General features: G+C 72.2%; 22 protein-coding genes. 9 read left to right on the plus strand and 13 right to left on the minus strand.

The window, feature by feature from the left end:
• Positions 1-74: 74 nt before the first annotated feature.
• The 3 genes from ASC64_RS13025 to ASC64_RS13035 all read left to right on the plus strand — a co-directional run bounded on the left by ASC64_RS13025 (position 75) and on the right by ASC64_RS13035 (position 2,336).
• Positions 75-938, plus strand: coding sequence for an MBL fold metallo-hydrolase (locus ASC64_RS13025; protein ID WP_056907984.1), 864 nt, complete (start codon positions 75-77; stop codon positions 936-938).
• A 76-nt stretch (positions 939-1,014) separates the two neighbouring features.
• Entirely contained in the window at positions 1,015-1,395 is a 381-nt protein-coding gene (locus tag ASC64_RS13030) for a hypothetical protein (RefSeq protein WP_056907985.1), read from the plus strand.
• Between the two features lie 95 nt (positions 1,396-1,490).
• Positions 1,491-2,336: a DUF3097 domain-containing protein gene (locus ASC64_RS13035; protein WP_056907986.1), complete on the plus strand. Its 846-nt coding sequence runs from the start codon at positions 1,491-1,493 to the stop codon at positions 2,334-2,336.
• A gap of 211 nt (positions 2,337-2,547) precedes the next feature.
• Here the strand turns inward: ASC64_RS13035 and hemW are convergent, their stop codons facing one another.
• The 4 genes from hemW to ASC64_RS13055 all read right to left on the minus strand — a co-directional run bounded on the left by hemW (position 2,548) and on the right by ASC64_RS13055 (position 7,751).
• On the minus strand, positions 2,548-3,765 hold the full coding sequence (gene hemW / locus ASC64_RS13040; RefSeq protein WP_056907987.1) for a radical SAM family heme chaperone HemW: 1,218 nt from the start codon (positions 3,763-3,765) through the stop codon (positions 2,548-2,550).
• A 20-nt stretch (positions 3,766-3,785) separates the two neighbouring features.
• Positions 3,786-4,718 carry an intradiol ring-cleavage dioxygenase gene (locus ASC64_RS13045; RefSeq protein WP_056907988.1) on the minus strand — a complete coding sequence of 311 codons (933 nt, stop codon included), beginning with the start codon at positions 4,716-4,718 and terminating at the stop codon, positions 3,786-3,788.
• Positions 4,719-4,836: 118 nt separating this feature from the next.
• Positions 4,837-6,657 carry an AMP-dependent synthetase/ligase gene (locus ASC64_RS13050; protein WP_056907989.1) on the minus strand — a complete coding sequence of 607 codons (1,821 nt, stop codon included), beginning with the start codon at positions 6,655-6,657 and terminating at the stop codon, positions 4,837-4,839.
• 161 nt (positions 6,658-6,818) lie between these two features.
• Complete coding sequence (locus tag ASC64_RS13055; RefSeq protein ID WP_056907990.1) at positions 6,819-7,751, minus strand: aminoglycoside phosphotransferase family protein; 933 nt, start codon at positions 7,749-7,751, stop codon at positions 6,819-6,821.
• Between the two features lie 23 nt (positions 7,752-7,774).
• On the opposite strand from ASC64_RS13055, the gene ASC64_RS13060 reads away from it, so the two are divergent.
• Together ASC64_RS13060 and ASC64_RS13065 are read left to right on the plus strand one after the other, a co-directional pair.
• Positions 7,775-8,230, plus strand: a complete 456-nt coding sequence (locus ASC64_RS13060; RefSeq protein WP_056907991.1) for an XdhC family protein — start codon at positions 7,775-7,777, stop codon at positions 8,228-8,230.
• Between the two features lie 2 nt (positions 8,231-8,232).
• A complete protein-coding gene (locus ASC64_RS13065) occupies positions 8,233-9,321 on the plus strand; it encodes a DNA glycosylase AlkZ-like family protein (protein ID WP_056907992.1) in 1,089 nt (362 codons plus the stop codon).
• Positions 9,322-9,326: 5 nt separating this feature from the next.
• Here ASC64_RS13065 and ASC64_RS13070 read toward each other — a convergent pair whose 3' ends face one another.
• Positions 9,327-9,833 (minus strand): HutD/Ves family protein, encoded by a 507-nt coding sequence (locus ASC64_RS13070; protein ID WP_056907993.1) that lies wholly within the window; start codon positions 9,831-9,833, stop codon positions 9,327-9,329.
• A complete protein-coding gene (gene lepA, locus ASC64_RS13075; protein ID WP_056907994.1) occupies positions 9,833-11,707 on the minus strand; it encodes a translation elongation factor 4 in 1,875 nt (624 codons plus the stop codon). Before lepA ends, ASC64_RS13070 begins: the two co-directional genes overlap by 1 nt.
• 107 nt (positions 11,708-11,814) lie before the next feature.
• Here lepA and ASC64_RS13080 point away from each other — a divergent pair, with 107 nt between their 5' ends.
• A complete protein-coding gene (locus tag ASC64_RS13080; RefSeq protein ID WP_056907995.1) occupies positions 11,815-12,765 on the plus strand; it encodes a DMT family transporter in 951 nt (316 codons plus the stop codon).
• 176 nt (positions 12,766-12,941) lie between these two features.
• On the opposite strand, the gene bglX is transcribed toward ASC64_RS13080, so the two are convergent.
• Positions 12,942-15,305: a beta-glucosidase BglX gene (gene bglX / locus ASC64_RS13085; protein ID WP_056907996.1), complete on the minus strand. Its 2,364-nt coding sequence runs from the start codon at positions 15,303-15,305 to the stop codon at positions 12,942-12,944.
• 125 nt (positions 15,306-15,430) lie between these two features.
• Positions 15,431-15,958, minus strand: coding sequence for a GNAT family N-acetyltransferase (locus ASC64_RS13090; protein ID WP_056907997.1), 528 nt, complete (start codon positions 15,956-15,958; stop codon positions 15,431-15,433).
• A 99-nt stretch (positions 15,959-16,057) separates the two neighbouring features.
• Between ASC64_RS13090 and ASC64_RS13095 the strand changes: the two genes are divergently transcribed.
• The 3 genes from ASC64_RS13095 (at position 16,058) to rpsT (ending at position 18,392) form a co-directional block, all read left to right on the plus strand.
• Positions 16,058-17,020, plus strand: a complete 963-nt coding sequence (locus tag ASC64_RS13095; RefSeq protein ID WP_056907998.1) for a phosphotransferase family protein — start codon at positions 16,058-16,060, stop codon at positions 17,018-17,020.
• Entirely contained in the window at positions 17,017-17,961 is a 945-nt protein-coding gene (locus ASC64_RS13100) for a hypothetical protein (RefSeq protein WP_056907999.1), read from the plus strand. Before ASC64_RS13095 ends, ASC64_RS13100 begins: the two co-directional genes overlap by 4 nt.
• A 170-nt stretch (positions 17,962-18,131) precedes the next feature.
• Positions 18,132-18,392, plus strand: a complete 261-nt coding sequence (gene rpsT, locus ASC64_RS13105) for a 30S ribosomal protein S20 (RefSeq protein ID WP_056908000.1) — start codon at positions 18,132-18,134, stop codon at positions 18,390-18,392.
• 81 nt (positions 18,393-18,473) lie between these two features.
• On the opposite strand, the gene holA is transcribed toward rpsT, so the two are convergent.
• The 5 genes from holA to leuS all read right to left on the minus strand — a co-directional run bounded on the left by holA (position 18,474) and on the right by leuS (position 26,094).
• A complete protein-coding gene (holA, locus tag ASC64_RS13110) occupies positions 18,474-19,460 on the minus strand; it encodes a DNA polymerase III subunit delta (RefSeq protein WP_056908001.1) in 987 nt (328 codons plus the stop codon).
• Positions 19,461-19,514: 54 nt separating this feature from the next.
• On the minus strand, positions 19,515-21,782 hold the full coding sequence (locus ASC64_RS13115; RefSeq protein WP_056908002.1) for a ComEC/Rec2 family competence protein: 2,268 nt from the start codon (positions 21,780-21,782) through the stop codon (positions 19,515-19,517).
• Positions 21,783-21,785: 3 nt separating this feature from the next.
• Positions 21,786-22,637, minus strand: coding sequence for a ComEA family DNA-binding protein (locus tag ASC64_RS13120; RefSeq protein WP_082550458.1), 852 nt, complete (start codon positions 22,635-22,637; stop codon positions 21,786-21,788).
• 66 nt (positions 22,638-22,703) lie between these two features.
• Entirely contained in the window at positions 22,704-23,561 is an 858-nt protein-coding gene (locus ASC64_RS13125; protein ID WP_056908003.1) for a DegV family protein, read from the minus strand.
• A gap of 28 nt (positions 23,562-23,589) precedes the next feature.
• Entirely contained in the window at positions 23,590-26,094 is a 2,505-nt protein-coding gene (gene leuS, locus ASC64_RS13130; RefSeq protein ID WP_056908004.1) for a leucine--tRNA ligase, read from the minus strand.
• Positions 26,095-26,143 lie beyond the last annotated feature (49 nt).

Raw genomic sequence — 26,143 nt, forward strand, 5'->3', positions numbered from 1 at the left:
CCTCGCTCGCAGTCGTTTCTGGCACTCGTTCGGCTGGAGTGCCAACTCTACTAGCAGGCCGTAGTGTCCCGAGCATGCCCGACTCCACCCCTCGGTTCGAAGAGGTCGCGCCCCGCGTCTGGGTGGCGCACTACGACTGGATGCACGTCAACATCACCCTGGTCGGCGGCTCCGACGGGCTGCTGATGGTCGACACGCACGGATCCGCGGCCGCGGCGCGCGTGGTGGCCGACGACGTACGCCGCCTCGGTGCCGGTCCGCTCACCGGCCTGGTCAACACCCACGAGCACTGGGACCACCACTTCGGCAACGCCACGATGGTGGAGCAGTTCGGGGACATGCCGATCCACGCGACCGAGTGGGCCCGCGACCACATGGAGGTCTCGGCCGGCCACACCTTCGAGATGTACGAGCAGGCCACCGACCACCCGCGACGCGAGGAGGTGCTCGCCACGACGCTCCGGCTGCCGACCCACACGTTCTCGTCCGTCATGCAGGTCGACCTCGGTGACCGTGCGGTGGAGCTGATCCACCCGGGCCGCGGGCACACCGCCGGCGACCTGGTCGTCCGGGTGCCCGACGCCGACGTCGTGCTGGGCGGTGACCTCGTCGAGGAGTCGGACCCGCCGTTCATCGGGGACGACTCCTGGCCGCTGGAGTGGCCGGCCACGCTCGACCTCGTGATCAGCCTGATGACCGACGCGACCGTGGTCGTCCCCGGCCACGGCCAGGTCGTCGACAAGGAGTTCGTGCAGGACCAGCGGACCGATCTCGGCGTGATCGCCGAGACCATCCGCGACCTCGCCGCCCGCGGCGTGCCCCAGTCGGAGGCGCTCGCCCAGGGCGAGTGGCCGTGGGACCGCGAGCGCCTGACCAGCGCCGTACGCCTGGGCTACGAGCACCTCCCCCGCAGCCAGAAGCGGCTCCCCCTGATCTAGTCGCGCGACTCCCGCTCAACCCGACCACACCCCGCAGGGGCTGGTCTCGACGGGCCCCGCCCAGTAGGACTGGAGCATGAGCGAGAACAGCGAGTCCCAGACCGACAACCCCGAGTCGACCGACACGCCGAAGGCGGCCAGCGGCACCAGCCCGGCCGACGCCGACCACTCCGGCGGCACGGCGTCGCCCGACGACGCGACCCTCGGTGGCATCTCCGACGACCAGCTGCCCGAGGACCTCCAGCCCGGCGAGGACAACCCGCTCGCCGAGCCGCTCGACCCCGACGACGAGGCGACCAAGGACCAGGACGAGCTGGAGATGGACGCCACCCAGGAGGACCTCGGCAAGCCGCCCGTGCAGTCGAGCGGGGAGTCGGACGACCAGTCCGAGGAGTCCGACGAGCCCGACGCCAACAGCGGCGAGGGCGCCCAGGGCGCCGGCATCACCGGAGGCTGAGCAGCGCTGGCGCGGGTCAGGCCCGTGATCTCTTCGGACGTGGCGCCACGGCGTGCCACCCCCGATCTGCGGACGGGTCCGCCTACCGTGTCCCGGTGCCTGTCGATCGCTACGGAACCGACGTCCTGTCAGGAGACTGGCGTGTCCCGAGGAACGGACGCGCCGTCGAGGTGCCGACGGAGCTCGGCATGGTCGTGGAGGAGGTCACCACCGACTGGTGCGGCGAGGTCGTGGCCGTCGACCGTGACATCGACACCCTGACCCTCGAGGACCGCCGCGGCAAGCGGCGTACGTTCCCGCTCGGCCCGGGCTTCCTGCTCGAGGGCAAGCCGGTCATCCTCACCCGACCGGTGCGCGGCGGCGCACCCGCAGCCCCGACCCGTACCGCGTCCGGCTCCGTGGCCGTGCCCAACGCCCGCGCCCGCGTGGCCCGGGCCAGCCGCATCTTCGTCGAGGGCCGCCACGACGCCGAGCTCGTCGAGAAGGTCTGGGGTGACGACCTCCGCATCGAGGGTGTCGTCGTGGAGTACCTCGGCGGCGTCGACGACCTCGCCGACCACCTGCGCGACTTCAAGCCCGGCCCGCAGCGTCGCGTCGGGGTCCTGGTCGACCACCTCGTGCCGGGGTCGAAGGAGGCGCGGATCGCGGCCAACATCGCGCGCTCCCCCGTGGGCAAGCACGTCCTGGTCGTCGGCCACCCCTTCATCGACATCTGGCAGGCGGTCAAGCCCGACCGGCTCGGCATCCCGCGCTGGCCGTCGGTGCCCAAGGGCATCGACTGGAAGTCCGGCACCTGCCAGCAGCTCGGCTGGCCGCACCGCGACCAGGCCGACATCGCCCGCGCCTGGAAGCACATCCTGGGCCGGGTCTCCTCCTTCGCCGACCTCGAGCCCGCCCTCCTCGGCCGGGTCGAAGAGCTGATCGACTTCACGACCCAGTGACATTGGCTCGCTCCGCTCGCATGTCGCGGCGCTCGTAACCCGCTCGTTCGTCGTCGTTGTCGCGACCTCCCCCGCTTCGCTCCTCCGCTCGCAACCCTCCTCCTGCACTCCCGGGCGCGCCGCGACGAAACACCGGCCACCGATCGGCGAACCGGCCCGAATCGCCCCTCATCGTCCACTCACACACTCGAAGCGAGCGCAGACAACACAGCTAGTCGACGAGGTCGCGGACCACGGCGTCGGCGAGGAGCCGGCCGCGCTGGGTGAGGACCAGGCGCTCGGCGGCGAGCTCGACGAGACCGTCGGCGACCAGGCGGGCGACGTGCGAGCGGCCGGTGGCGTCGAGGGCGGTGACCGGGAGGCCTTCGACGAGACGGATCTCGAGCAGGATGCGCTCCATCCGCTGGGCCTTCCAGCCGAGCACCTCGCGGCCGTGGGCGGGTGAGACGCCGCGGCCGAGCCGTTCGGCGTAGGCCGCCGGGTGCTTGACGTTCCACCAGCGCACGCCGCCGACGTGGGAGTGGGCGCCGGGGCCGACGCCCCACCAGTGCCCGCCCGTCCAGTAGAGCAGGTTGTGGCGGCACCAGTGGTCGGGCGAGGTCGCCCAGTTCGACACCTCGTACCAGCTCATCCCGGCGCCGGCGAAGCGCTCGTCGGCGAGGTGGTACTTGTCGGCCAGGTCGTCCTCGTCGGGCATCGACAGCTCGCCGCGCCTGACCTGGCGGGCCATCGCGGTGCCCTCCTCCACGATGAGGGAGTACGCCGAGATGTGGTCGGGCTCGCAGGCCAGCGCCGCGTCGACCGAGGTCTCCCAGTCGGCGAGCGACTCCCCCGGCGTCCCGTAGATCAGGTCGAGGCTGACGTCGTCGAAGCCGGCCTGGCGGGCCCAGTCGACGACCGCCGGCACGCGCATCGGGTCGTGGGTCCGGTCGAGGGTGCGGAGCACGTGGTCGACCGAGGACTGCATCCCGAAGCTGATCCGGTTGAAGCCGGCCGTGCGCAGCTCCTCGAGGTCCCACGCGGCGACGCTGTCGGGATTGGCCTCGGTGGTGATCTCCACGTCGTCGGCCAGGCCGAACTCCGCGGCGGCGCTCGCCACGATGGCCCCGAGGTCGGCCGCCTTCAGCAGGGTGGGCGTGCCGCCGCCGAAGAAGATCGTGTCGATCGGGACGTCGCGGTGGCCGAGCACGTTGCGCGCGAACCGGATCTCGCGGATCGCCGCCTCGGCGTACGACGACCGGCTGGCGCCGACCTCGTCGCCCAGCTCGTGGGCGGTGTAGGTGTTGAAGTCGCAGTAGCCGCACCGCACGCTGCAGAACGGGACGTGGACGTAGAGCCCGAAGGGCTTGCTGCCGAACTCGGCCCTGGCCTCCTCGGGGAGCAGGCCGTCCTCGGGGGCGGGGTCGCCGTCGGGCTGAGCGGGGGGCACAGCCCGTATCCAACCACCCCTCAGATGGGCACGTTCAGCATCGACGTGTAACCGTCTGTGACAGAACCCTTCACCGTGGCCATCTGCAGGGAGTAGCCGTCGCTGAAGATGTTGTCGGAGTCGAGGCTGATCTGGGCCAGGTTGACGACCGACGACTCGTATCCCGGCGTGGCGTACACGGTCTCGCACACGTCCTGCGGGAGGGCCAGCTGTGAGGTGCGCAGCTTGTTCGACACGTCGGTGGCGGCGTCGAGCGACTCGTAGACCTCGAAGTGCACGTGCGGCCAACGGCCGGAGTAGCAGCCGGGGAAGATCGAGGTGAACTCGACCCAGCCGTCGGCGTCGGTCTCCTGGACGCCGCGCAGGTAGTTCTCCTCCTGCGCGGCGCCGTCGTACATCGAGTAGCTGCCGTCGCGGTCGCAGTGCCAGGCGTAGATCGCAGCGCCGGCGAGCACCTCGACGTCGTCGCCGGTGAGGTCGTGGACCCGGAAGCGAAGGGTGAGCGGCACGCCCTCGGCGACGCCCGACGCCGAGCCGAAGCTGCTGGTGATGTCGCTGCGCACCACGCCGCTCTCGCTGAGCACGTCGGGCCCGTTGGATCCGTCACCCGGGTAGGGGCCGGCCGTCTCCTCGGGGATCTCCCCGTCGGCGGTCTCGACCGAGGAGTCCGCGCCCATGCCACCGCCGTCCGGGCCGCCGCCGGGACCGCCGCTCGGCGGCCCACCTGTGGCGGCACCCGTGGAGCCCGAGGCCGTCGACGCGGACGACTCGTCGCTGGCGCAGCCCGCCACCGCGACCACGCCGAGCCCGCCCAGGACCCCGAGCACTCCCCTGCGGCCCATGCTGCGCGCGAAGCCGCGACGCTGGATCGTGCCGAGGTCGTGCTGGAGGCCGAGGTCGTGCTCGTGGACCTCCTCACCGTCGTGGTGCTGGTCGCCGTGGTGCTGGGTCATGGGTGCTCCTGACAGCCGGGACGTGGCCGGGAAAGGGGAATGGGTGCCAGTGGTCTCCCACTGGCACCCATTCGACCGGTGCTCCCTGTGCCCTCCCTGTGGAGGCGCTGGCTCGGGGCTAGGCGTACATCTCGTCGATCAGCGCCTTGTGGTTGTCCTCCACGACGTTGCGCTTGACCTTCATCGACGGCGTCAGCTCACCCGACTCGACGGTGAGGTCGTGGTCGAGGAGCTTCCACTTCTTGATGGTCTCCCAGCGGTTGAGGTGGCTGTTGAGCTCCTCGACGTAGTCGCCGACCATCTTCTGCACGGCCTCGGACTGCACGACCTCGGTGTAGGACGCGCCGCTCATGCCGTTCTCCTCGGCCCAGCCGGCCATGGCGTCGGGGTCGAGGGTGACGAGCGCGACGCAGTAGTTGCGCTCGTTGCCGAAGACCATGAACTGGCTGGCGTAGGGGCACACCGCCTTGAACTTCGACTCGATCGCCGGCGGGGCGATGTACTTGCCGCCGGAGGTCTTGAAGAGCTCCTTGATGCGCCCGGTGATCACCAGGTGGCCGTCCTCGTCGAGGGCACCCTTGTCGCCGGTGTGCAGCCAGCCGTCGGAGGTCAGCGTGCGCGAGGTCTCCTCGGGGAGGTTGTGGTAGCCGTCCATCACGCCGGGACCCTTGATCATGATCTCGTCGTTGTCGCCGAGCTTGACCTCGCTGCCCGGGAAGACCGGGCCGACCGTGCCGAACTTGTTCTGGTCGGGGTGGTTGACGAAGGAGCCCGCCGAGGTCTCGGTGAGGCCGTAGCCCTCGAGGATCTTGATGCCGGCCGCGCCGAACCACTCGGCGATGTCGCGGTTGAGCGCTGCGGCGCCGGAGATGAAGAAGCGGACGTTTCCGCCGAAGCGGTCGCGGATCTTGGAGAACACGAGCTTGTCGAACAGGCCGTGCTGCACCTTGAGCGCCAGCGGGACGGACTTGCCCTCACGCTTGAGCCGCTCGACCTCGAGGCCGACCTTGAACGCGCTCTTGAAGATCTTCTCCTTCGCGCCGCCCTCGGCCGCCTGCATCGTGACGATGCGCCCGTGGGCCTTCTCGAAGATGCGCGGCGCCGCACCCATGAAGGTCGGCTTCACGACGCCCAGGTTGTCGACGATCTTCTCGACGCGACCGTCGATGGCCGCGGCGAAGCCGCACGCCATCTGCGTCGACATCAGCACCTTGCCGAACGAGTGGGCCATCGGCAGCCAGCGGAACTCGAGGTCGTCGGGACCGAGGATGCCCTGCGCGCGGATCGCCTCGCCCTCGTAGACCCACGACGAGTGACGCAGCCGCACGCCCTTGGGGCGACCGGTGGTGCCGGAGGTGTAGATCAGGGTGGCGAGCTGGTCGGGGGCGATCGCCTGCGACGTCGTACGCACCACGTCGGGCTGCTCGGCGAGCAGCGCGGCACCCATCGCCGCGAGGTCGTCGAGGGTGATCACCCAGTCACCCTCGGCCTTGCCGTCGAAGGTCACCACCTTCATGACGTGGGGCAGCTCGGCGCGGTGGGCGGTGAGCTTGGCGAGCTGCTCGTCGTCCTCGGCGAAGACCACGCGGCTCTCGGAGTCGCCCAGGATGTACGTCGTGTCCTCGGCGTTGGTGCTCGGGTAGACCGTCGTGGTGGCGCCGGCGGCGCACATGATCGCCAGGTCGGCGAGGATCCACTCGTAGCGGGTGCCGGACGCGATCCCCACGCGCTGCTCGGGCTGGACGCCGAGCGCGATCAGGCCGGCGGCGAGCGCCTCGACCTTGTCGCCGGCCTGCTTCCAGGTGACCGACTCCCAGGCCTCGCCACGCGGGAAGCGGAACGCCTCCGCGTCGGGAGTCGCGGCGACGCGGTCGAAGAACTGGACGGCCACGTTGGCCGGCATGGTGTCGAGAAAGGCCGTGTCGATGGTGATCGGCATCTGTTACCTACTCATTCGTCGGAGCGTGGCGCGGCCGCGCCACACAGCGGGGGTTGCTGCTGACTGGCCTGTAACCTAGATCACTATGTTTACCGGGTGGTAGCAAACTCGCGGATTGTCCGGACCACGGACGTGATCAGCCTCGCACCCCGCGACCCGAGTCAGTCCTGCACGGCCTTGGTGATCGCGATGCAGCGGGTGATCCAGTCCTGCTCGTCGGCGCTGAGCCGGCGACCCGCGCGCCGCGCGTCCTGAACGGCCCAGCCGGCGTTGAGCACCATCCGGACCACGACCCAGTCGCGGGCCCGGTCCTCGTCCAGCCCGCCCGCGTCGACGAGGGCGTGGAAGCGGCGACGCAGGCCGTCGCGGACCGAGCCGACGGCGAGCGGGCCGCTCAGCTCGTCCATCCGGTTCCACAGCATCGGCGCCGGCTCGTAGTGCGGGTCGCCGGCCATCGGCTTGGGGTCGATGGCCAGCCACTCGCCCGCGTCGGCCATCACGTTGGAGTAGTGGAGGTCACCGTGCACGACGACCGGTCGGGACGCGTCCGGCGCCAGCAGGTCCCGTCCGAGGGACAGGGCCTGCTCGACGTAGCGCCGCGGGATCGGCACGTCGCGACCGAGGTCGTCCAGCTCGACCAGCCACCGCTCGACGTACGACGCCACGGTGGCCAGCTGCGGCAGCGCGGGGACGTGCAGCCGCCCGTAGAGGCCGCCGACGACCTCGCACGCCTCGACGTCCCACGCGTCGCCGAGGTCGGGACCGGGCAGCCAGTCCAGGAGGAGGGCCCGCCGGTGCGGGTCGGCGCGCAGGAGTCGTACGGCGCCGCGTCCGCCCCACTTCTGGAGGGCCAGACCCTCGTGGAGCGACTCCTCGTCGCCGTCGAACGAGACCTTGAGGGCCGCGCGCGCCCCGGAGGCGTCCGTCACCGGCACGACGAGGGAGCAGAACCCGTGGAGGGAGTCGGCGACCGGCGTCAGGTGCCACTCGTCGAGCAGCTCGCCCGCCAGGCGCGGGAGCCGGTCGAGCCAGCGGCCCCAGTCCTCCCCCAAGCCCCGTTGCGACTGCAGCTCCTGCGGGATGGTGACGGGCATGCGGCGACAATAGGCTGGCCGACATGGGTGAGCGCAGAGAGCAGCCGTGGTCGGACGACGGGCCGTCGCACGGCCGGATCCTGATCCTCAGTGACAACCCGATCTCCCGCGCGATCGCGGTCATCGCCTCGACCGTCGGGCGCGACGTGGTCGTGGAGCCCGACGACGACGGCGGCCCGGGCCTGTCGCCGGCGCCGGGCGATGCCGTCGTGCTGTGCGACCACGACGCGCCGGACGCGCCGCAGGTGCTGCGTGACGCCCTGGCCTCGGAGGCGTCGTACGTCGCGATGATGGCGAGCCGCCGCCGGGCGGCCGGGTTGCTGGACGAGCTCGTGGAGGAGGGGGTGGACATCTCGTCCCTGCACGTCCCGGCGGGCCACGACCTCGGCGGCAAGGGCCCCGGCGAGATCGCCCTCTCGGTGGTCGCGGAGATCGTCGCCGAGTCCTATGCCCGCCCCGGCGGCCCGATGCGCCGCTGAGCGTGGCGCTTTCCTGGGACGACCTGGCGGGCGCCGCCCTGGCGCGGCAGTTCCCCGACCCCGCACCCGACGTCGCGGGCCGCCTCACGCAGGTCGGCCCGGTCCAGGCCCAGACCGCGCGGTCGCCGTTCCTCGGGCTCGCCGCCCGCTTCCCCGGCACCACGCGCGCCGAGGTCGAGTCGGCCTACGAGGCCGGCGCGATCGTGCGCGGCAGCACGATCCGGGGCACGGTCCACACCGCGACCCCGCAGCAGTACGCCGCCCTCGGCGCCGTGACCCGCGTCGGGCAGCGCACCCTGTGGCAGCGCCTGCTGCGGCTCGAGCGCTCGACCCTCGAGGAGCTGTGGGCCGCCACCGAGGAGTTCGCCGCCGACTGGCGCACGACCGACGACCTCCAGGACCACCTCCACCGGTGGCTCGTCGAGCACGAGGGACGCGACGACGTGACCACCAACGCCGCGGGGCGCTACCTCGCGTTCGGCCACGGCGGCCTGGTGCGGCGACCGGTCAACGGCGACTGGGCCGGGCAGGGCGCGCCGGAGTACCGCACCCTGTCGCCCGTCGTCGCCGCGACCCTGGCGGACGCGGTGCTGCTGCACCTGCGCAGCCACGGTCCGGCGTCCCGGCACGACCTGGCCTGGTGGTCCGGGCTCGGTCTGCGGGCCGTCGACCAGCTGCTCGCCGAGCTCGACGGGCTGGTGTCCGAGGAGGGCCCCGACGGCAGGACCTACGTCGCCCTCCCGGACGCACCTCCCGCCCGCGCGCTGGAGGGCGTGCGGCTGCTGCCGGAGTTCGACGCGGTCATGTGCGGCTACGACCCGGCAGCGCGGATCCGTTTCGCGCGGAGGGAGCACCTCGACCGGCTCTGGACCGGCGCCAACGGCATGGTCCTGCCGCCGCTGCTCGTGGACGGGCGGATCACCGGCTACTGGCGCGCCACGGGGTCTGCGAAGCGGCGTCCGCTCGAGGTCGTGTGGTTCGCCGGCACCCGCAGGCCCCGCAAGGCCGAGCTGGACCCCCCGGTCGGCGCGCTCGAGACCGGGCTCGGGATCACCGTCACCGACGTGGCCCTCACGCGCGAGCAGGTGTAGCCGGCTCAGCAGCGCTCGAGCGTGATGACGGCGACGGTGGACCGGCCGGACACCTCGCCGGGGCCGGCGACGAGGCTTCCGGAGCCGGCGTCCGGGGAACCGCCCTTCAGGACGAAGGCGGCCTGGTCCTCGGCCAGCGGGAGCACCGACGTACGGCCGAGCTCCAGGACGGTCACGTGCGGCGTGACGGACGGGTCGACGATCACGTTGAGCGCGCGCACCGGGCCCTCCGGGACGGACGCCTCGACCACCGCGTCGCCGGAGAAGGCGAAGGGGCGGTGCGGCTCGACCACGTGGGTCTCACCGTCGACGTCGAGCCCGAGCACCGGGCCGTCGACGACGGTCAGCAGCCGGCGTCGGCCGGGGAAGGGCGAGAACGGTCCGTCGGAGCCGATGTCGGCGAGGCTGATCCGCCACGACCCGTCGTCGGCCACGAGCAGCTCGCGCGTCGTACCGCCGCCGTTGGCCCACGGCTGCGGTGCGACCTCCTCGGCCCGGACGACGCGGGTCACTACTTCTTCCCGGACTTCTCCGCGGGCTGGGTGGTGGACAGCGCGGCGACGAACGCCTCCGGCGGCACCTCGACCGACCCGATGTTCTTCATCCGCTTCTTGCCCGCCTTCTGCTTCTCGAGCAGCTTGCGCTTGCGGCTGATGTCACCGCCGTAGCACTTGGCGAGCACGTCCTTGCGGATCGCGCGGATGGTCTCGCGGGCGATCACGCGCGCACCGATCGCTGCCTGGATCGGCACCTCGAACTGCTGGCGCGGGATGAGGTCCTTGAGCTTGCCGGCCATCATCACGCCGTAGGAGTAGGCGGCGTCGCGGTGGATGATCGCGCTGAACGCGTCGACCGGCTCGCCCTGGAGCAGGATGTCGACCTTCACCAGGTCGGCGGCCTGGTCGCCGGAGCGCTCGTAGTCGAGCGAGGCGTAGCCCTTGGTGCGCGACTTCAGCTGGTCGAAGAAGTCGAAGACGATCTCGCCCATCGGCAGCGTGTAGCGCATCTCGACGCGGTCCTCGGAGAGGTAGTCCATCCCCTGCAGGCTGCCGCGCTTGAGCTGGCACAGCTCCATGATGGTGCCGATGTAGTCGCTCGGCGCGAGGATCGTCGCCTTCACGACCGGCTCGCGGACCTCGGCGACCTTGCCGTCGGGGTACTCGCTGGGGTTGGTCACCACGTGCTCGGTGCCGTCGTCCATGACCACGCCGTAGACCACGTTGGGGGCGGTCGAGATCAGGTCGAGGTTGAACTCGCGCTCGAGCCGGTCGCGGGTGATCTCCATGTGGAGCAGGCCGAGGAAGCCGCAGCGGAAGCCGAAGCCCAGGGCGCCGGACGTCTCGGGCTCGTAGGTGAGCGCTGCATCGTTGAGCTGGAGCTTCTCGAGGGCGTCGCGCAGCGTCGGGTAGTCGTCGCCGTCGATCGGGTAGAGACCGGCGTAGACCATCGGGTTCGGGTGCTTGTAGCCGCCGAGCGGCTCGGTCGCCCCGTGGTGCTGCGACGTCACGGTGTCGCCGACGCGCGACTGACGCACGTCCTTCACGCCGGTGATCAGGTAGCCGACCTCGCCGACACCGATCTCCGCCGACTTCACGGGCTCGGGGCTGATCACGCCGACCTCGAGCATCTCGTGCACGGCGTTGGTCGACATCATCTTGATCCGGTCGCGGTGGCTGAGCTTGCCGTCGACCACGCGGACGTAGGTCACCACGCCGCGGTAGGTGTCGTAGACCGAGTCGAAGATCAGCGCGCGGGCCGGCTTGTCGGCGTCACCGACCGGCGGCGGGGTCTGCTTGACGATCTCGTTGAGCAGCGCCTCCACGCCGACGCCGGTCTTGGCGCTGGTGAGCAGCACGTCCTCGGGCTCGCAGCCGACCAGGCCGGCGAGCTCGGCGGCGTACTTGTCCACGTTGGCGCTCGGCAGGTCGATCTTGTTGAGCACCGGGATGATGTGGAGGTCGGCGCCCATCGCGAGGTAGAGGTTGGCGAGCGTCTGCGCCTCGATGCCTTGGGCGGCGTCGACCAGCAGGACCGCCGCCTCGCACGCCTCGAGGCTGCGCGAGACCTCGTAGGTGAAGTCGACGTGGCCGGGGGTGTCGATCATGTTCAGCACGTAGGTGCCGGGCTCGGCGTCCTCGGCGTTGCCGGCCGGCACGGTCCACGGCATCCGCACGGCCTGCGACTTGATGGTGATGCCGCGCTCGCGCTCGATGTCCATCCGGTCGAGGTACTGCGCGCGCGAGGACCGCTCGTCGACGACGCCGGTGAGCTGGAGCATGCGGTCAGCGAGGGTCGACTTGCCGTGGTCGATGTGCGCGATGATGCAGAAGTTGCGGATGATCGACGGATCGGTCGAGCCAGGCTGAGGCGCGTTCTTGAGGCTCACGGACTGCTTTCAGGAGTACGACGGCGGGGTCCGGTCATTGTTCCACGCACCCGGGGGCACGCCGAACCGGCGGCGACCGGCCCGCGGGCGGACGCTAGCGTGCCGGGGTGACCCGGCCGCCTCACTCGCACCTCCCCCTGGCCCCGGCCGCCGCCTTCGTCCTCGTGTGGTCGTCGGGCTACATCTCCGGTCCGGCCGCCGTGCACGCCGCCGCTCCTTTCACCGTCCTGGGCTGGCGCTTCGTCCTGGCCGCCCTGCTCGGTGCAGGCCTGGCACTCGCGATGCGCCGGCCCACCCGGATGGACCGCGCCATCGTCGGACGGGTGGCGCTCGTCGGGCTGGTCATGAACGCCCTGCAGTTCGGCCTGATGTACGTCGCCTTCGACCTCGGGCTCGGCGCCACGCTCGCCTCGCTCTTCCACGCGCTCAGCCCCGTGCTCACCGCGATCCTCGCGGCCGGCCTCCTCGGCGAGCGCGTCTCGGTGCTCCAGGTCGCCGGGTTCGTCGTCGGCGTGGTCGGGGTGCTGCTGGTCCTCGGGGCCGACCTCGGCCACGCGGGCGGCCCGGTCGCGGTCCTCATCGGGTGCCTGAGCATGCTCACCCTCAGCCTCGGCACCCTCGGCCAGCGGTGGATCGGCGCCCAGCCCGACCTCCTGTGGTCGGCGGCGGTCCAGTTCGCGGTGTCCGCTCCCCCGATGCTGGTGCTGGGCTGGGCGACCGAGGGCCTGTGGCCCGTCACGGACACCTCGCAGGCGGTGGTATCCGTGCTCCTCCTCGCGATCGTGAACTCCATCGTCGGGCTGGTCCTGCTGTCCATGCTGGTGCTGCGTGGCGGCTCCGGCGCCGCTGCCAGCCTCTTCTTCCTCAGCCCGCCCGTCACCGCGGTGATGGCCTGGCTGGTTCTCGACGAGACGCTGACCCCGACCCAGCTGGTGGGTCTGGTCGTGGCCGTCGTCGGCGTCGGCGCGGCGACCCGCACGCGCCCGGTCCCTGTTCCTGGCTCACCGACCGGCGACGAGCACCATGCAGGCAGTTCACGCGCGGAGCATCCACGCTGAGCGTGAGGACGACAGCGATCAATCCGAACTGCCTTCCTGACGGACGGCTGGAGTGGGCAGTGCCGCTCCGGCCGACAGAGATCGTGGCCGGACGACCGCTGTACGGCCCGCACCCCATCGGCCAGCGAGTCTGAACCAGACGGCACCGATCGGTCCGGACCACGCCCTCGTCGGCCTCACCGGGTGACCGTGAACGTCTGCTTCATGGTTGCCGTCGACGAGTCCCCGCCGTAGACCTCGATCAGCCCCGGCTCGACGACGTACGTCCCCTGGTTGTCCCAGAAGCCGAAGTCGCTCTTGTCGAGGGTGAAGCTGACGGTGGTGGACTGGCCCGGCTCGAGGCTCACCCGCTGGAACCCCCGCAGCCGCCGTACGGGCTGGGACAGGCTCGCGACCGGGTCGTGGAGGTAGAGCTGCACGACGTCGTCACCGGCCACGCTCCCGGTGTTGCGCACCCGCATCGACGCGGTGAGGCTGCCGGTGCGCCGCACGGTGCTGCGGCTGAGGGACAGCCCGGTCACCTCGAAGGTGGTGTAGCTCAGGCCGTAGCCGAACGGGTAGAGCGGGGCACACGTGTCGAGGTCGCGGTAGCGCGAGTTCCACTTGAACGTCGGGTCGCACGGACGGCCGGTCGGCTCGTGGTTGTAGTAGTACGGCACGGTGCCGACGCGGCGCGGGAACGAGACCGGCAGCTTGCCGCCGGGGTTGACCGTGCCGAAGAGCACGTCGGCGACCGCGTTGCCGCCCTGGGTGCCCGGGAACCAGGCCTCGAGGATCGCGGACGCCTTGCCCTGCACGGCGCTGAGGTCGAGCGGGCGTCCGTTGAACAGCACGACCACCAGCGGCTTGCCGGTCTGCGCCACCGCGTCGATCAGCTCCTCCTGGGCGCCGGGCAGGTCCAGCTCGCTGCGAGCGTTGGACTCCCCACTCATGAAGGCGTTCTCACCCAGTGCGAGCACGACCTGGTCGGCCGCCTCGGCCGCCGCCACCGCGTCCTCGATCGTGGTGCCGTCCGCTCCGGGCCCGGCGCACACCTCCTCCTCCGGCGTGAGCGGCGGGTTCGCGTTGTTGGGCGGGTCGAAGTTGTGCGCCAGGTTGCACGCCTGCGTGTACGTCACCTCGGCGCTGCTCGCGGCCCGCAGCCCCGCGACCAACGGCACGTGGTCGGGGGCGAGGTCGTCCGATCCGCGGCCGGACCACGGACCGAGCACGTCGTCGACGTTGTCCCCGAACGGCCCGATGAGGGCTGTGGACCGCTCCGGGTCGAGCGGCAACGCGCCGTCGTCGTTCTTCAGCAGCACCATGGACCGCCCCGCGGCCCAGCGGCTCTTCTCGAGGTCCTCGGGCCGGCCGTAGCTGGCCGGGTCGGCGGCCGCGCCGACGTCGATGTAGGGGTTGTCGAAGAGGCCGGCCCGGAACTTCACGCGCAGGATGCGGCGCACGGCGTCGTCGAGGCGCCGCATGGTGATCTGCCTGCTCGCGAGCAGCTCCGTGCCGTAGTCGCGGATGTTGGTGCTGACCATCTCGGAGTCGGTGCCGGCCATCAGCGCGGCCGCGCCCGCCTGCGGCCCGTCGGCGGCCACCCCGTGGCCGCACGGGCCCTCGTCGGGTCGCACCGGCGGGCAGGCGCGGAGCTCGGCAACGGCGGTGTAGTCGCTCTCGATGAAGCCGTCGAAGCCCCACTCCTTCTTCAGGATGTCGGTCTCGGTGTACTTGTTCGCACAGCCGGGCACCCCGTTGATCGAGTTGAACGAGCACATGACCGTGTCGGCGCCCGCATCGATCGCGGCCTTGAACGGCGGCAGGTAGAGGTTGCGCAGCCGGGACTCCGACATGTCGGTGGTGTTGTAGTCGCGGCCACCCTCGGGCTGGCCGTAGGCGACGTAGTGCTTGACGCTCGAGACGACCTTGTCGGGCGCGCTGTAGTCGGAGCCCTGAGCCCCCTTCACGCGGGCCGCGCCCATCACCGAGCCGAGGTAGGGGTCCTCCCCCGCTCCCTCGACGATGCGGCCCCACCGCGGCTCGTGGGAGACGTCGACCATCGGGCTGTAGACCTGCTTGAGCCCCTGGACGGCCGACTCGCGCGCACCGACCTCGGCGTCGGCACGCGCGACGTCGGGGTCGAAGGAGCTGGCCGCACCCAACGGCACCGGGAAGATCGTGCGGTAGCCGTGGATCGTGTCGTAGGCGAACAGGACAGGGATCCCGAGGCGCGACTCCTCGACCGCGATCCGCTGGAAGTGGTCGATCTTCTCCGGGTCGACGAGGCTGAAGACCGACCCCACACCCGCGCGGGCGTCGGCGTCGGTGATCTGGCCGTCGGAGAGCAGCTGGACCTGCTGCAGCTTCTCCTCGACCGTCATCCGGGCCACGAGCCGGTCGATCTTGCGCTCGATGCTGTTGCTCGGCCTGCCGCGGGTGGGGGCCAGGGCGTCCTCGTCGTCGCTCGCGCTGCGGGAGGCCAGCGCCCCCGAGGCCAGCGCCAACGTCAGCCCCAGGGCTGCGGCGAGGGTGGTCGTACGGCGTCGGGTGTGCGCCATGGGGTGCCTCCGGGGGTCTGGGTGGCCAGGCGCCCGGGCCGGACCCTGCTCCGAGCGCAGGTGTGATCTACGTCACTCTCCGCCGCACCGGGAGGGCTGTCAACGGGCGCTGGAGATCGGACGCCTCAGGAGGTCGGCACCCAGTAGCGGCGCTTGACCCCGCGGACGTCCTCCAGCTCGCCACCGGCGGCCTCGATCACCCGGATCGAGCCGACGTTGTCGGTGTCACAGGTCACCAGCGCCGGGTCGATGCCGAGCCGGAGCGCCCACGGGAGCGCCTCCTGGAGCATGGCCGTCGCGTGGCCCTCGCGACGGCGCGTCGGGCGGACGTCGTACCCGATGTGCCCACCGACATCGAGGAGGAAGTCGTTGAGCCGGTGGCGGATCGCGATGCGACCGAGGTAGTCCTCGCCGTCGACCCACCACAGCGTCGTGCACGGGACGTGGAAGTCGGGGCGCGGGGTGTCCTCGGCGGCGTCGGCACGGACTGCCTCGGTGAACGCGGCGAAGGCCTCGGGGTCGGTCCACCCGGGCGCGTTGTGCTCGATCCACGCGGAGGTCTGGGTGTTCTGGGCACCCTCGGCGACGAACTCGTCCATCGCCTCGAGGAAGGAGCGCTGGACGGAGGTGGTCGGCAGGACGAGCTCGGGCATGCCCCCATTTGTACCGTCGTCCCGGCAGCCCGCTCCATCCGGTATCCGACGCGTCGGATACCGGTCGTGGCTGCGGACGTCGTGGGGAAGGATGCGTCCATGTCCCGCACCGCACCCGTCGCGCCCTACCCCGCCCCGCACGACAACACCGCCCGCCGCCTCGAGTGGTCGTTCCTCCCCCCGAACCTGCGGGCCTACATCGAGCGCAAGTGCGGGTCCGGGGTCGTCTCGGCGATCTCGCAGACGAGCGGCTTCACGCCCGGCTTCGCCTCCGTCCTGGTCTGCGAGGACGGCTCGCGGCACTTCGTGAAGGCGGCGTCGGTGAAGGCGCAGCGCCCGTTCGCCGACTCCTACCGCGAGGAGGCCCGCAAGCTCGCCGCCCTCCCCGTGGAGGTGCCCGCCCCGCGCCTGCTGTGGCACCTCGACGACGACTGGGTGGTCCTCGGCATCGAGTACGTCGCTGCGCGGGCGCCTCGCCGCCCCTGGGAGCAGGAGGACCTCGACGCCGTCCTCGACGCGCTGGAGCAGGCGGCCGACGCACTCACGCCTCCCCCGCCCGACCTCGACCTCGACACCGCCGAGGACGACTTCGCGCCCCTGCTCGACGGCTGGACCGCGATCCGCGAGACCCGCGGTGACCTCGACCCCGCCCACCTCGTGGAGGCCGAGGCGCTGGCCCGGCGCTACGCCGAGGTCGTCGGCGGCGACACGCTCGTGCACACCGACGTGCGCTCCGACAACGTGCTCATCGACCCCGAGGGCCGCGCGCTCGTCTGCGACTGGAACTGGCCGGTCCGCGGCACCGCCTGGTTCGACTCGTTCGCCGCGCTCATCGGGCCCCGCGGCGAGGGCGTCGACGTCGACCCGGTCATCGCCGCGCGACGACTGCTGCGTGACGTCCCAGCTGAAGCGTTCGACATCGCCCTCGCGCTCTACGCCGGCTACTTCTTCACGCAGTCCGAGCTCCCGGTCCCGCCGACGTCGCCCCACCTCCGCGACCACCAGCGCTGGCAGGGCGAGGTCTGCTGGCACTGGCTCGCCGAGCGCCGCGGCTGGTCGTGACCGCCCCGCGCGCCGTCGGCGTGCGGCTGCCCTACGCCGCCGTGCCCGCCGCCGTGCGCACCTGGGTCGAGGACGTGCTCGGGTCGCCCGTGGTCGCGACGGCCGAGCAGGTCGGCGGCATGTCGCCGGGCTGCGCCACCCGCGTGACCTGTGCCGACGGCACCCGCGCCTTCGTGAAGGCGGTCGGCGCGGAGCTCAACCCCGACACCCCGGGCCTGTTCCGGCGTGAGGTGGGCGTGCTCACCCACCTCGGCGAGCACGACCTGTGGGCCCGCCTGCTCGCGTCGTACGACGACGGGGCGTGGGTCGCGCTGCTGATCGAGGACGTCGACGGACGCCATCCCGACTTCTCGCACCCCGACGAGCTGGCTGCGGTCCTCGACGGGACCGACCGCCTCTCCACCGTCCTCCGGGAGCGCCCCGTCCCCGACACGGTGGACCTGGTGGACGTCGCCCACGTCCTCCGGAAGTGGGCGGACTGCCTCGACGGGCTGGCCGGGGCGCCGGCAGCCGCGCGCGTCCCTGACTGGCTCCGCAGCGATCCGTACGGCTGGGCCGCAGTGCTGCGCGACCATGCCGCGCGGCCGATGCCGGACGTCATCCACTGGGACATCCGGATCGACAACCTGCTGCGGCGCCCGGACGGTCGCATCGTCTTCGTGGACTGGGGCACGACCGCCCGCGGCCCCGCGTGGACCGACGCACTCCTGGCGCGGCTCGAGCGGGTGGACGAGGCGTGGTTCGACGACTCGGTGGGCACCTCCCCGGCCCTGCTCGAGGCGGGCGACGACGCCGTCACGGCCTTCCTCGCCGGCTTCGGCGCGCACCTCGCCGTACGCTCCCTGGTGGCGGTCGACGTGAACCTCCCCACGCTCAACGATTTCCGCGTGCGGGAGTCGCGGCGCATGCTGGAGGCCGTGGCCCGCCGCACCGGTCGCTGAGCCCGTTGTCGTGGCGCAGTCGATTTGGGCGTGGGCGATGCCTGCCGGTATCGTCTCCCTCTGCATGTCCGGCACCCGACCCTCCCCGTGATGGTTCTGGGAGGGATTGCCAGGCAGCCGACAAGCACAGACTTCCATTCCAGACCAGTTCTAGCTCCGAGGATCCACACGTGGCGAACATCAAGTCCCAGATCAAGCGCAACAAGCAGAACGAGAAGGCGCGTCAGCGCAACCAGGCCGTGAAGTCGCGCCTGAAGACCGCCGTTCGCAAGTTCCGTGAGCTGTCCGAGGCGGGCGACAAGGACGCCGCGCTGGTCGCCGGCCGCGACGCCATGAAGGCGCTCGACAAGGCCGCCTCGAAGGGCGTCATCCACGGCAACCAGGCCGCGAACCGCAAGTCCTCGATCGCCAAGAAGACCGCCGCTCTCTGAGCCGCCTGCCGATCGGCACCACGCGCTGAACACCCGCCCACGTGGCGGGTGTTTCGCATTCCGGGGCGAGTCGGAGCGCGGTCAGCGCGCGTCGCGCAGCCCGGCCACGGTCAGCACGAGCCGCTCGAGGGTGTAGGACGCGTCGTGCGCGCGTCCCTTGATGTCGGCGTCGGCCGTCGCCACCGCGCGGACCGCGGCGGCGATGCCGTCCGGGCTCCACGACCGGGACTGGTCGCGGACGGTGCGGACCTTCCACGGCGGCACGCCGAGGTCGCGGGCCAGGTCGGCGTCGCGCGCCCCGCGCGGCGCACCGAGGTAGCGCGCCAGGCTGCGGGCAGAGGCGGCCATCGCCGAGGTGACCAGCACCGCCGGCGTGCCGGAGTCGAGCGCCCAGCGCAGCTCCTCCAGCGCCTGCGCCCGCTTGCCGGAGAACGCGGCGTCGGCGACGGTGAACGACTTGGCCTCGGCCCGGCCCCCGAAGTAGCGCTGGACCTTGTCGATCGTGAGTTGCTCGCCCGGGAAGTCGTTGGTGAGCTGGTCGGCGGCGGCGGCCAGCGAGCGCAGGTCGGAGCCCACCGCCTGGACGAGGAACACGGCGGCCTCGGAGTCGATCCGGGCGCCGTGCGAGGCGACCTCGGAGGTGACGAAGCCGGGCATCTCGCTCGCCTTGATCTCCTCCGACTTCACCTCGGTGACCGCTGGCAGCTTGCGCAGCTTGGCCAGCACGCCGCTGCCCTTCTGGCCGCCGGAGTGCACCAGGACGAGGGCGACGTCCTCGGCCGGTGCGGCGCAGTAGTCGAGCAGGCCGTCGACGGACTCGTCGGGCAGGTCCTCAACCCCGCGCACGATGACGCAGCGGATCGAGGAGAAGAGTGACGGCGCGGCCATCTCCCCCAGCGCGGCCAGCGTGAGCTCGGCGGCGGCCGACTCGGCGAGCTCGGCCTCCGGGTCGTGGGCCCGCACCGCTTCGCGGACCGAGGCGACCGTGCGCGAGGAGAGGTACTCCTCCTTGCCCGTCACGAGGACGACGTGGCCGAGGACCTGCGCGGCGGTGGGGGTGCGTGCCATGGTGCGGCGATCCTATGGGACCTCACCCACACCGACGTACCCCCCGGCGAGGTCCTAGCCGCGCGCGACGACGCCGACCTCGCCGTCGCGCACCACCACGGCGACGTCGCCGGCCAGGTCGGTGCGCCACACCCGCGTGCCGGCCGCGGTGAGCGCGGCGAGGACGTCGGGGGCGGGGTGCCCGTAGTCGTTGTCCTCGCCGACCGACACCAGCGCCACCCGCGCCCCCAGCGCGGTGAGCCAGTCCAGGTCCTGGTGGCGGCTGCCGTGGTGGGGGACCTTGAGCACGTCGACCCGCAGCCCGGGGAGGTCGCGGGCCAGGGCCGCCTGCGCGGACGGCTCGACGTCGCCGGTGAGCAGGATCCGCAGCCCCCGCACCTGCGCCAGCAGCACGACGCTGGCGTTGTTGGGCGCGCTCTCCCCCGAGGCGTCGAGACGCGCGCCCGGACGGGGCCAGATCTCCTGGAGCGTGACCTCGCCGACCGTCCTCGTGGTCCCGTACGCCGGCGGGGCAGGGTCGCGGCCGAGCGCGGTCGCCACCTCCCGCACGCCCGCCGCGGGATCGAGCAGGGCCGTCCCCTCGACGTCACCCACCCGGCGCCCCTCCCCCGCCCCGGCGGTGCCGCCGACGTGGTCGGCATGGAAGTGGGTGAGCACCAGCAGCGGCACCGAGGTGACCGCGAGCCGGTCCAGGCAGGCGTCCATCGCCACGGGGTCGGGGCCCGTGTCGACCACGACGGCCACGTGCTCGGCGGCTCGCAGCACCAGCCCGTCGCCCTGGCCGACGTCGCACATCGCGAGCACCCAGCCCTCGGCCGGCCAGCCGATCGACGGCGGCCGCACCAGCATCGCGACCACCAGCAGGCCCGTGGACGCCAACGCCGTGGACGGGTGGCGCAGCACGCTCGGCGCCAGCACGACCATCGCCAGGCAGAGCGCCGTGAGCAGGGCGAGGGCCAACGGGCCGGTCCCCCACGTGACCGCCGCGGCCGGGATGCCGGCGCCCCAGCGGGCCACGGTGATGATCCAGCCCGCCGACCACGCCGCCGGGGCGGCGACGAGCACGCCCGCCGGCGCCCAGAGCAGGCCGAGCAGACCGCCGGTCAGCCCCAGCACGGTCGCGGGCGCCACCGCGGGTGCGGCCAGCAGGTTGGCGGCGACCGCCACGAGGCTGACCTGCCCGGACAGCGCCGCGACGACGGGCGTGCAGGCGACCTGGGCGGCCAACGGGACGCTGACGGCCTCCGCGACCCAGCGCGGGGTCCATCGCGCCAGCGCGTCGCGCCAGCCGGGCGCGAGCAGGAGGATGCCGGCCGTCGCGAGCACGGACAGCGCGAAGCCCGCCGTGATGGCCAGGCGCGGCCAGACGAGCAGGAGCAGCAGGACGGCGACGCCCAGGCTGCGGGTGCCGCGCGAGCGGCCGTTGTGCCCCAACCCGACGAGGGCGACGGTGCCCATCGCAGCGGCGCGTACGACGCTCGGCTCGGCACGGGCCGTGAGGACGAAGCCGGCGATGCCGACGGCAGCCAGCGCGTGCAGCCAGCGGCCCCGGACGCCGGCCCAGCGGCCGAGGACGAGCAGGAACCCGACGACCAGGGTGAGGTTGGTGCCGCTCACCGCGAGCAGGTGGGTCAGGCCGGTCGTGCGGAAGTCGTCGGCGAGGTCGGGGTCGAGGCCACCGTCGTCGCCGACCACCAGTGCCGGCACCAGCTCGCGTGCGTCCGCGTCCCGGCCGGCCACCGCGGCGCGCACCGATCGGCGTACGGCAGCGGCGGCGTCCCACCAGGCGTCCGGCTCCGTCAGCACCCGCGGCTCGCCCACCGGTCGGACGAGCGCCGCCACGTCGCCGTCGCCCGGAACCAGCCGGGCAGCCGTCTCGAGGGTGGTGCCGAGGGGTTGGCGCGGCCAGTCGGCGTCGGCCATCACCACGACCGGGGCGTCGAGCGACCACGCGCTGCCCCGGCCCTCCAGGCGGGTCACCCGGGCGCGGACGACCTGGAGGTCGCCGTACTGGCCGGCCACCACCCGCGTGTCCGAGGTCAGGTCGAGGCGCAGCGTGGCGACCGCCTCGTCGGCGGCCAGCCGGGCGAGCGGCGAGGTCGCGACGACCGCCAGCTGGAGCGCCGCCACCCCGGCCACCGCGACGAGCGCGGCGAGCGGACCGACCCATGCCACGGACCACCAGCGGCGGGCCACACCCACGACGACGAGGACCACGACCCCGATGACACTGCCCAGGGCAGCCGGTCCCGGCAGCGCCAGCACGAGCAACGCGCCGGTCCAGGCGCCCAGCCCCAGCGCGACCGCACGCAGGTCGGGCACGGGTCAGAGCGTGACGAGCGGCGCCAGGTCGGCGAGCGTCGCCTCGCCGATGCCGTCCACCTCCAGGAGCTCGTCGACCGAGGAGAAGCCCCCGTTGTCGGTGCGCCACGCGAGGATCGCCTCGGCGGTGACCGGACCCACCCCGGGCAACGTCTCCAGGGTGGGCTGGTCCGCGGTGTTGAGGTTGACCAGGGTCCCTCCCGACGGCGTGGGCGAGCCGAGGCTGCCCGCCACCCCGGCCGCAGGCGCCACCCCGACCAGGATCTGCTCGCCGTCGACCAGCGGGCGGGCGAGGTTGAGCGAGGTGAGGTCGACGCCGCTCCGCGCGCCGCCGGCGGCCTTCAGGGCATCGACGACCCGCGACCCCGGAGGAAGCACCGCGATCCCCGGCCGGCGCACCTTGCCGGCGATGTCGACCACGAGGTCAGCCGAGGGGGCTGCGGTCCCCGAGGGCGAGGGAACGGACGGGTCGGGGGAGGTCGAGGAGGCCACCTCGGTGTCCGTCAGCCCGGCCAGCGGCGAGGCCGCCGGCTCGACGGGCGCGAGGGGCACCGCCTCCGCCTGGTCGCGCACCGCCCACCACGCCGCCAGCCCCACCGCGACGGCCGCCACCACGGCGACGACGGCGAGGTGGACCGGCCCCAGACGGAGGGCCCCCAGCCGCAGCCGCCGCGACGCGTGCCGCCCCGGCACCGGCAGGACCACCGGCGCGGGCGGGGGCGCCTCGGAGGGGCGGACCCGGGTGTGCGTCGAGGGGTCGGGCTCACTGCGTACGGCGGCCAGCTCCGCGCTCAGCGTCGCCAGCCGTCGCGACACCGCCTCCGCGTGCTCGGACGAGGACTGGGATCGGCGCATGCCTCCACGCTAGGAACGCCCGTGCCCGCTCCGACAGGCCCGATCGCCGATCTGTGGAGAAACGTGTCAGGGGCGCGGCGAGACGCAGACCGCGACCATGCCCGGGCCGACGTGGGCGCCGAGCACGGCGCCGAGCTCGCCGCACATCACCTCGCGCCCGTCCAGCCCGCCGGCCAGGCGCTCGGCGAGCGTGGTGGCCAGCTCCTCGGCCCGCTCGGCGTTGGCCAGGTGGGAGACGCACACGTCGACCTGCTGCTCCCCCGCGATCTCCACCGCGAGGTCCGCGAGCCGGGCGAGCGCACGCGACGCCGTGCGCACGCGCTCGCGCGGGACGACACGGCCGTCCTTGATCTCCAGCAGCGGCTTGACCGCGAGGGCGCTGCCGAAGAGGGCGGCTGCGGCGCCGATCCGGCCGCCGCGGCGGAGGTACTCCAGGGTGTCGACGTAGAACAGCGACGAGGCGGCCTGGCCGCGCGCGAGGGCCGCCTCGGCCGCCGCCTGCGCGGTGCCGCCGGACTCGAGCACGTCGACCGCGGTCAGCGCGGCGTAGCCGGTGGCGATGCCGACCTGCCCGGAGTCGACCACGTGCACCGGCAGGTCGACCTCGAGCGCGGCGAGCTGCGCGGACTCGAAGGTGCCACTCATCTCGCCGGAGAGGTGCACGGAGACGACCTCGTCGACCCCGTCGGCCTCCAACGAGCGGTAGACCTCCGCGAACAGCGCGGGAGCAGGTCGCGAGGTGCTCACCGGCACGAAGTCGCGCAGCGCCTGCGCCACCACGTCCGGGGTGGCGCCGTCCGGGCCCTCGTCGAGCACTTTGGCGCCGATCACCACCTGCAGCGGCACGACCCGGATGCCGCGGGCCTGCGCCACCTCGGTGGGCAGGCTCGCGGTCGAGTCGGTGACCACGACGACGCGGGACATGCAGGGACCTTACTGTCCGGGGACGACCTCAGACGACGATGTTCACCAGCTTGGGCGCACGCACGATCACCTTGCGCACCTGCGCTCCGTCGATCGCCCGCTGGACGCCCTCGTCGGCCATCGCCGCGGCCTCCAGGTCGGCCTCGGAGATGTCCGGGGACACCTCCAGCCGGGCGCGGACCTTGCCCTTGACCTGCACGACCGCGGTGACGGTGTCCTCGACCAGCAGCGCCTCGTCGACGGCCGGCCACCCGACGCGTACGACTGTGGGCTCGTGACCCAGCCGCTCCCACATCTCCTCGGCCGTGTAGGGAGCGACGAGGGACAGCAGGATCGCCACCGCCTCAGTCGCCTCGCGCACCGCCGGGTCGGCCGGGCCGCAGCCGGAGTCGATGGCCTTGCGGGTGGCGTTCACCAGCTCCATCACCCGCGCGACCATCACGTTGAAGCGGTAGGTCTCGACCAGCTCGGCCGCGTCGTGGATCGTCCGCGCGGTCGTACGCCGCAGGGCGACGTCGCCGGTCGTCACGTCGACGCCGGGGGCGGAGGTGACGTCACCGGACAGCCGCCAGGCTCGCTGCAGGAAGCGCAGCGACCCCTCGGGCGACATGTTGGCCCAGTCGATGTCGTCCTCCGGCGGACCGGCGAAGACCAGCGTCAGCCGCACGGCGTCGACGCCGAAGGCGGCCAGCTGGTCGCCCAGGTTGACGCCGTTGCCCAGGGACTTGCTCATCTTCTTGCCCTGGTTGATCACGAAGCCCTGGTTCAGCTGGGCCGACCACGGCTCGCGGAAGTCGACCAGGCCCATGTCGTTGAGCACCTTGGTGAAGAACCGGCCGTAGAGCAGGTGCAGCACCGCGTGCTCGACGCCGCCGACGTAGAGGTTGGCCGGCATCCAGGCGTTGACCTTGTCGCTGTCGAACGGCCGGTCGTCCTCGTGCGGCGAGCAGTAGCGGAACATGTACCAGGACGAGTCCACGAAGGTGTCCATCGTGTCCGTGTCGCGCGTGGCCGGACCGCCGCACGTCGGGCAGGCGACGTTGACCCACTCGGCCGCCCCGCCCAGCGGCGAGGTGCCCTTGGGCTTCAGGTCGGAGCCCTTCAGCATCGGCAGGGTCACCGGCAGCTGGTCCTCGGGCACCGGGACCTCGCCGTCCACCGGGCAGTGGATGATCGGGATCGGGGCGCCCCAGTAGCGCTGGCGGCTCAGCAGCCAGTCGCGCAGGCGGAAGTTGACCGTGCCGCGACCCAGGTCCTTGCCCTCCAGGAAGGCGATGGTCGTGGTCTTGGCCTCGGCGACGCCCATCCCGGACAGGTCGATGTCGTCGTTGGCGGAGTTGATCGCGGGACCGTCGCCGGTGAAGGCCTCGCCCTCCCAGCCCTCCGGCGGCTGGACCGTGCGGATCACCGGCAGGTCGAACGCCTGGGCGAACTCCCAGTCGCGCTGGTCCTGTCCCGGGACGGCCATGATCGCGCCGGTGCCGTAGTCGGCCAGCACGTAGTCGGCGGCGTAGACCGGGATCTGCGTGCCGGTCAGCGGGTTGGTCGCGTGCACGCCCAGGAAGACACCGGTCTTGGGCCGGTCGGTGGCCAGCCGGTTGATCTCGGTCTCCTTGCGGACCTCGACCAGGTAGTCGTCCAGCGCCTGCCGCTGCTCGTCGGTGACCAGCTCGCCGGCCAGCGCGGCGTCGGCCGCAACCACCATGAACGTGGCGCCGAACAGCGTGTCCGGGCGGGTCGTGTAGACCGTGACCGGCTCGTCACGCCCCTCGACGACGAAGTCGACGTGCGCACCCTCGGAGCGGCCGATCCAGTTGCGCTGCGCGGTGACCACGCGGTCGGGCCAGGTCTTCTCCAGGTCGTCCAGGCCGTCCAGCAGCTCCTGGGCGTAGTCGGTGATCTTGAAGTACCACTGGGTCAGCTCCTTCTTGGTCACCTCCGCCCCGCAGCGGTCGCAGACGCCGCCCACGACCTGCTCGTTGGCCAGCACGGTCTGGTCGTTGGGGCACCAGTTCACCGGGCTGTTCTTGCGATAGGCCAGGCCGCGCTCGTAGAACTTCAGGAACAGCCACTGCGTCCAGCGGTAGTACTCCGGGTCGCTGGTGTTGAAGGTGCGCGACCAGTCGAACGACGCGGCGTAGCGCCGGCACGACTCGATCGACTTGGCGATGTTGGCGCGCGTGTATGTGTCGGGGTGCTCGTCGTGGCGGATCGCGGCGTTCTCCGCAGGCAGGCCGAAGGAGTCGAAGCCCATCGGGTTCAGCACCTCGTAGCCGCGCTGCCACCAGTAGCGCGCCACCACGTCGTGCAGCGCGAACACCTCGGCGTGGCCCATGTGCAGGTCACCGCTCGGGTAGGGGAACATCGTCAGCGCGTAGCGCTTCTCGCGCGGGCTGTCGTCGTCGGCGCGAAACGGCTGGAGGTCCTCCCAGACACGCTGCCACTTCGTCTCGGTGGCGGCGATGTCGTACGTCGCGCGCTCGGCCTCGGTCGGGTGGGAGGCTCCGGTGTCTGCGGTGTCTGGGGTGCTCATGGCGTGTCCTCTGCAGGTGCGGATGGTGCTGGGTCGGGCATGAAAAAAC

The organism is Nocardioides sp. Root122 (genome assembly GCF_001425025.1).
In the GTDB taxonomy this organism is placed as follows: domain Bacteria; phylum Actinomycetota; class Actinomycetes; order Propionibacteriales; family Nocardioidaceae; genus Nocardioides.

What these genes read in the sequence shown, in the direction of transcription:
- ASC64_RS13090 (WP_056907997.1), bottom strand. Translation starts at nt 15,958, where the DNA reads ATGCCCGAGCTCGTCCTGCCGACCACCTCCGTCCAGCGCTCCTTCCTC.
- ASC64_RS13055 (WP_056907990.1), bottom strand. Translation starts at nt 7,751, where the DNA reads ATGCCCGTCACCATCCCGCAGGAGCTGCAGTCGCAACGGGGCTTGGGG.
- ASC64_RS13095 (WP_056907998.1), top strand. Translation starts at nt 16,058, where the DNA reads ATGTCCCGCACCGCACCCGTCGCGCCCTACCCCGCCCCGCACGACAAC.
- holA (WP_056908001.1), bottom strand. Translation starts at nt 19,460, where the DNA reads ATGGCACGCACCCCCACCGCCGCGCAGGTCCTCGGCCACGTCGTCCTC.
- bglX (WP_056907996.1), bottom strand. Translation starts at nt 15,305, where the DNA reads ATGGCGCACACCCGACGCCGTACGACCACCCTCGCCGCAGCCCTGGGG.
- ASC64_RS13025 (WP_056907984.1), top strand. Translation starts at nt 75, where the DNA reads ATGCCCGACTCCACCCCTCGGTTCGAAGAGGTCGCGCCCCGCGTCTGG.
- ASC64_RS13045 (WP_056907988.1), bottom strand. Translation starts at nt 4,718, where the DNA reads ATGACCCAGCACCACGGCGACCAGCACCACGACGGTGAGGAGGTCCAC.
- ASC64_RS13120 (WP_082550458.1), bottom strand. Translation starts at nt 22,637, where the DNA reads ATGCGCCGATCCCAGTCCTCGTCCGAGCACGCGGAGGCGGTGTCGCGA.
- ASC64_RS13030 (WP_056907985.1), top strand. Translation starts at nt 1,015, where the DNA reads ATGAGCGAGAACAGCGAGTCCCAGACCGACAACCCCGAGTCGACCGAC.
- ASC64_RS13125 (WP_056908003.1), bottom strand. Translation starts at nt 23,561, where the DNA reads ATGTCCCGCGTCGTCGTGGTCACCGACTCGACCGCGAGCCTGCCCACC.
- leuS (WP_056908004.1), bottom strand. Translation starts at nt 26,094, where the DNA reads ATGAGCACCCCAGACACCGCAGACACCGGAGCCTCCCACCCGACCGAG.
- ASC64_RS13050 (WP_056907989.1), bottom strand. Translation starts at nt 6,657, where the DNA reads ATGCCGATCACCATCGACACGGCCTTTCTCGACACCATGCCGGCCAAC.
- ASC64_RS13060 (WP_056907991.1), top strand. Translation starts at nt 7,775, where the DNA reads ATGGGTGAGCGCAGAGAGCAGCCGTGGTCGGACGACGGGCCGTCGCAC.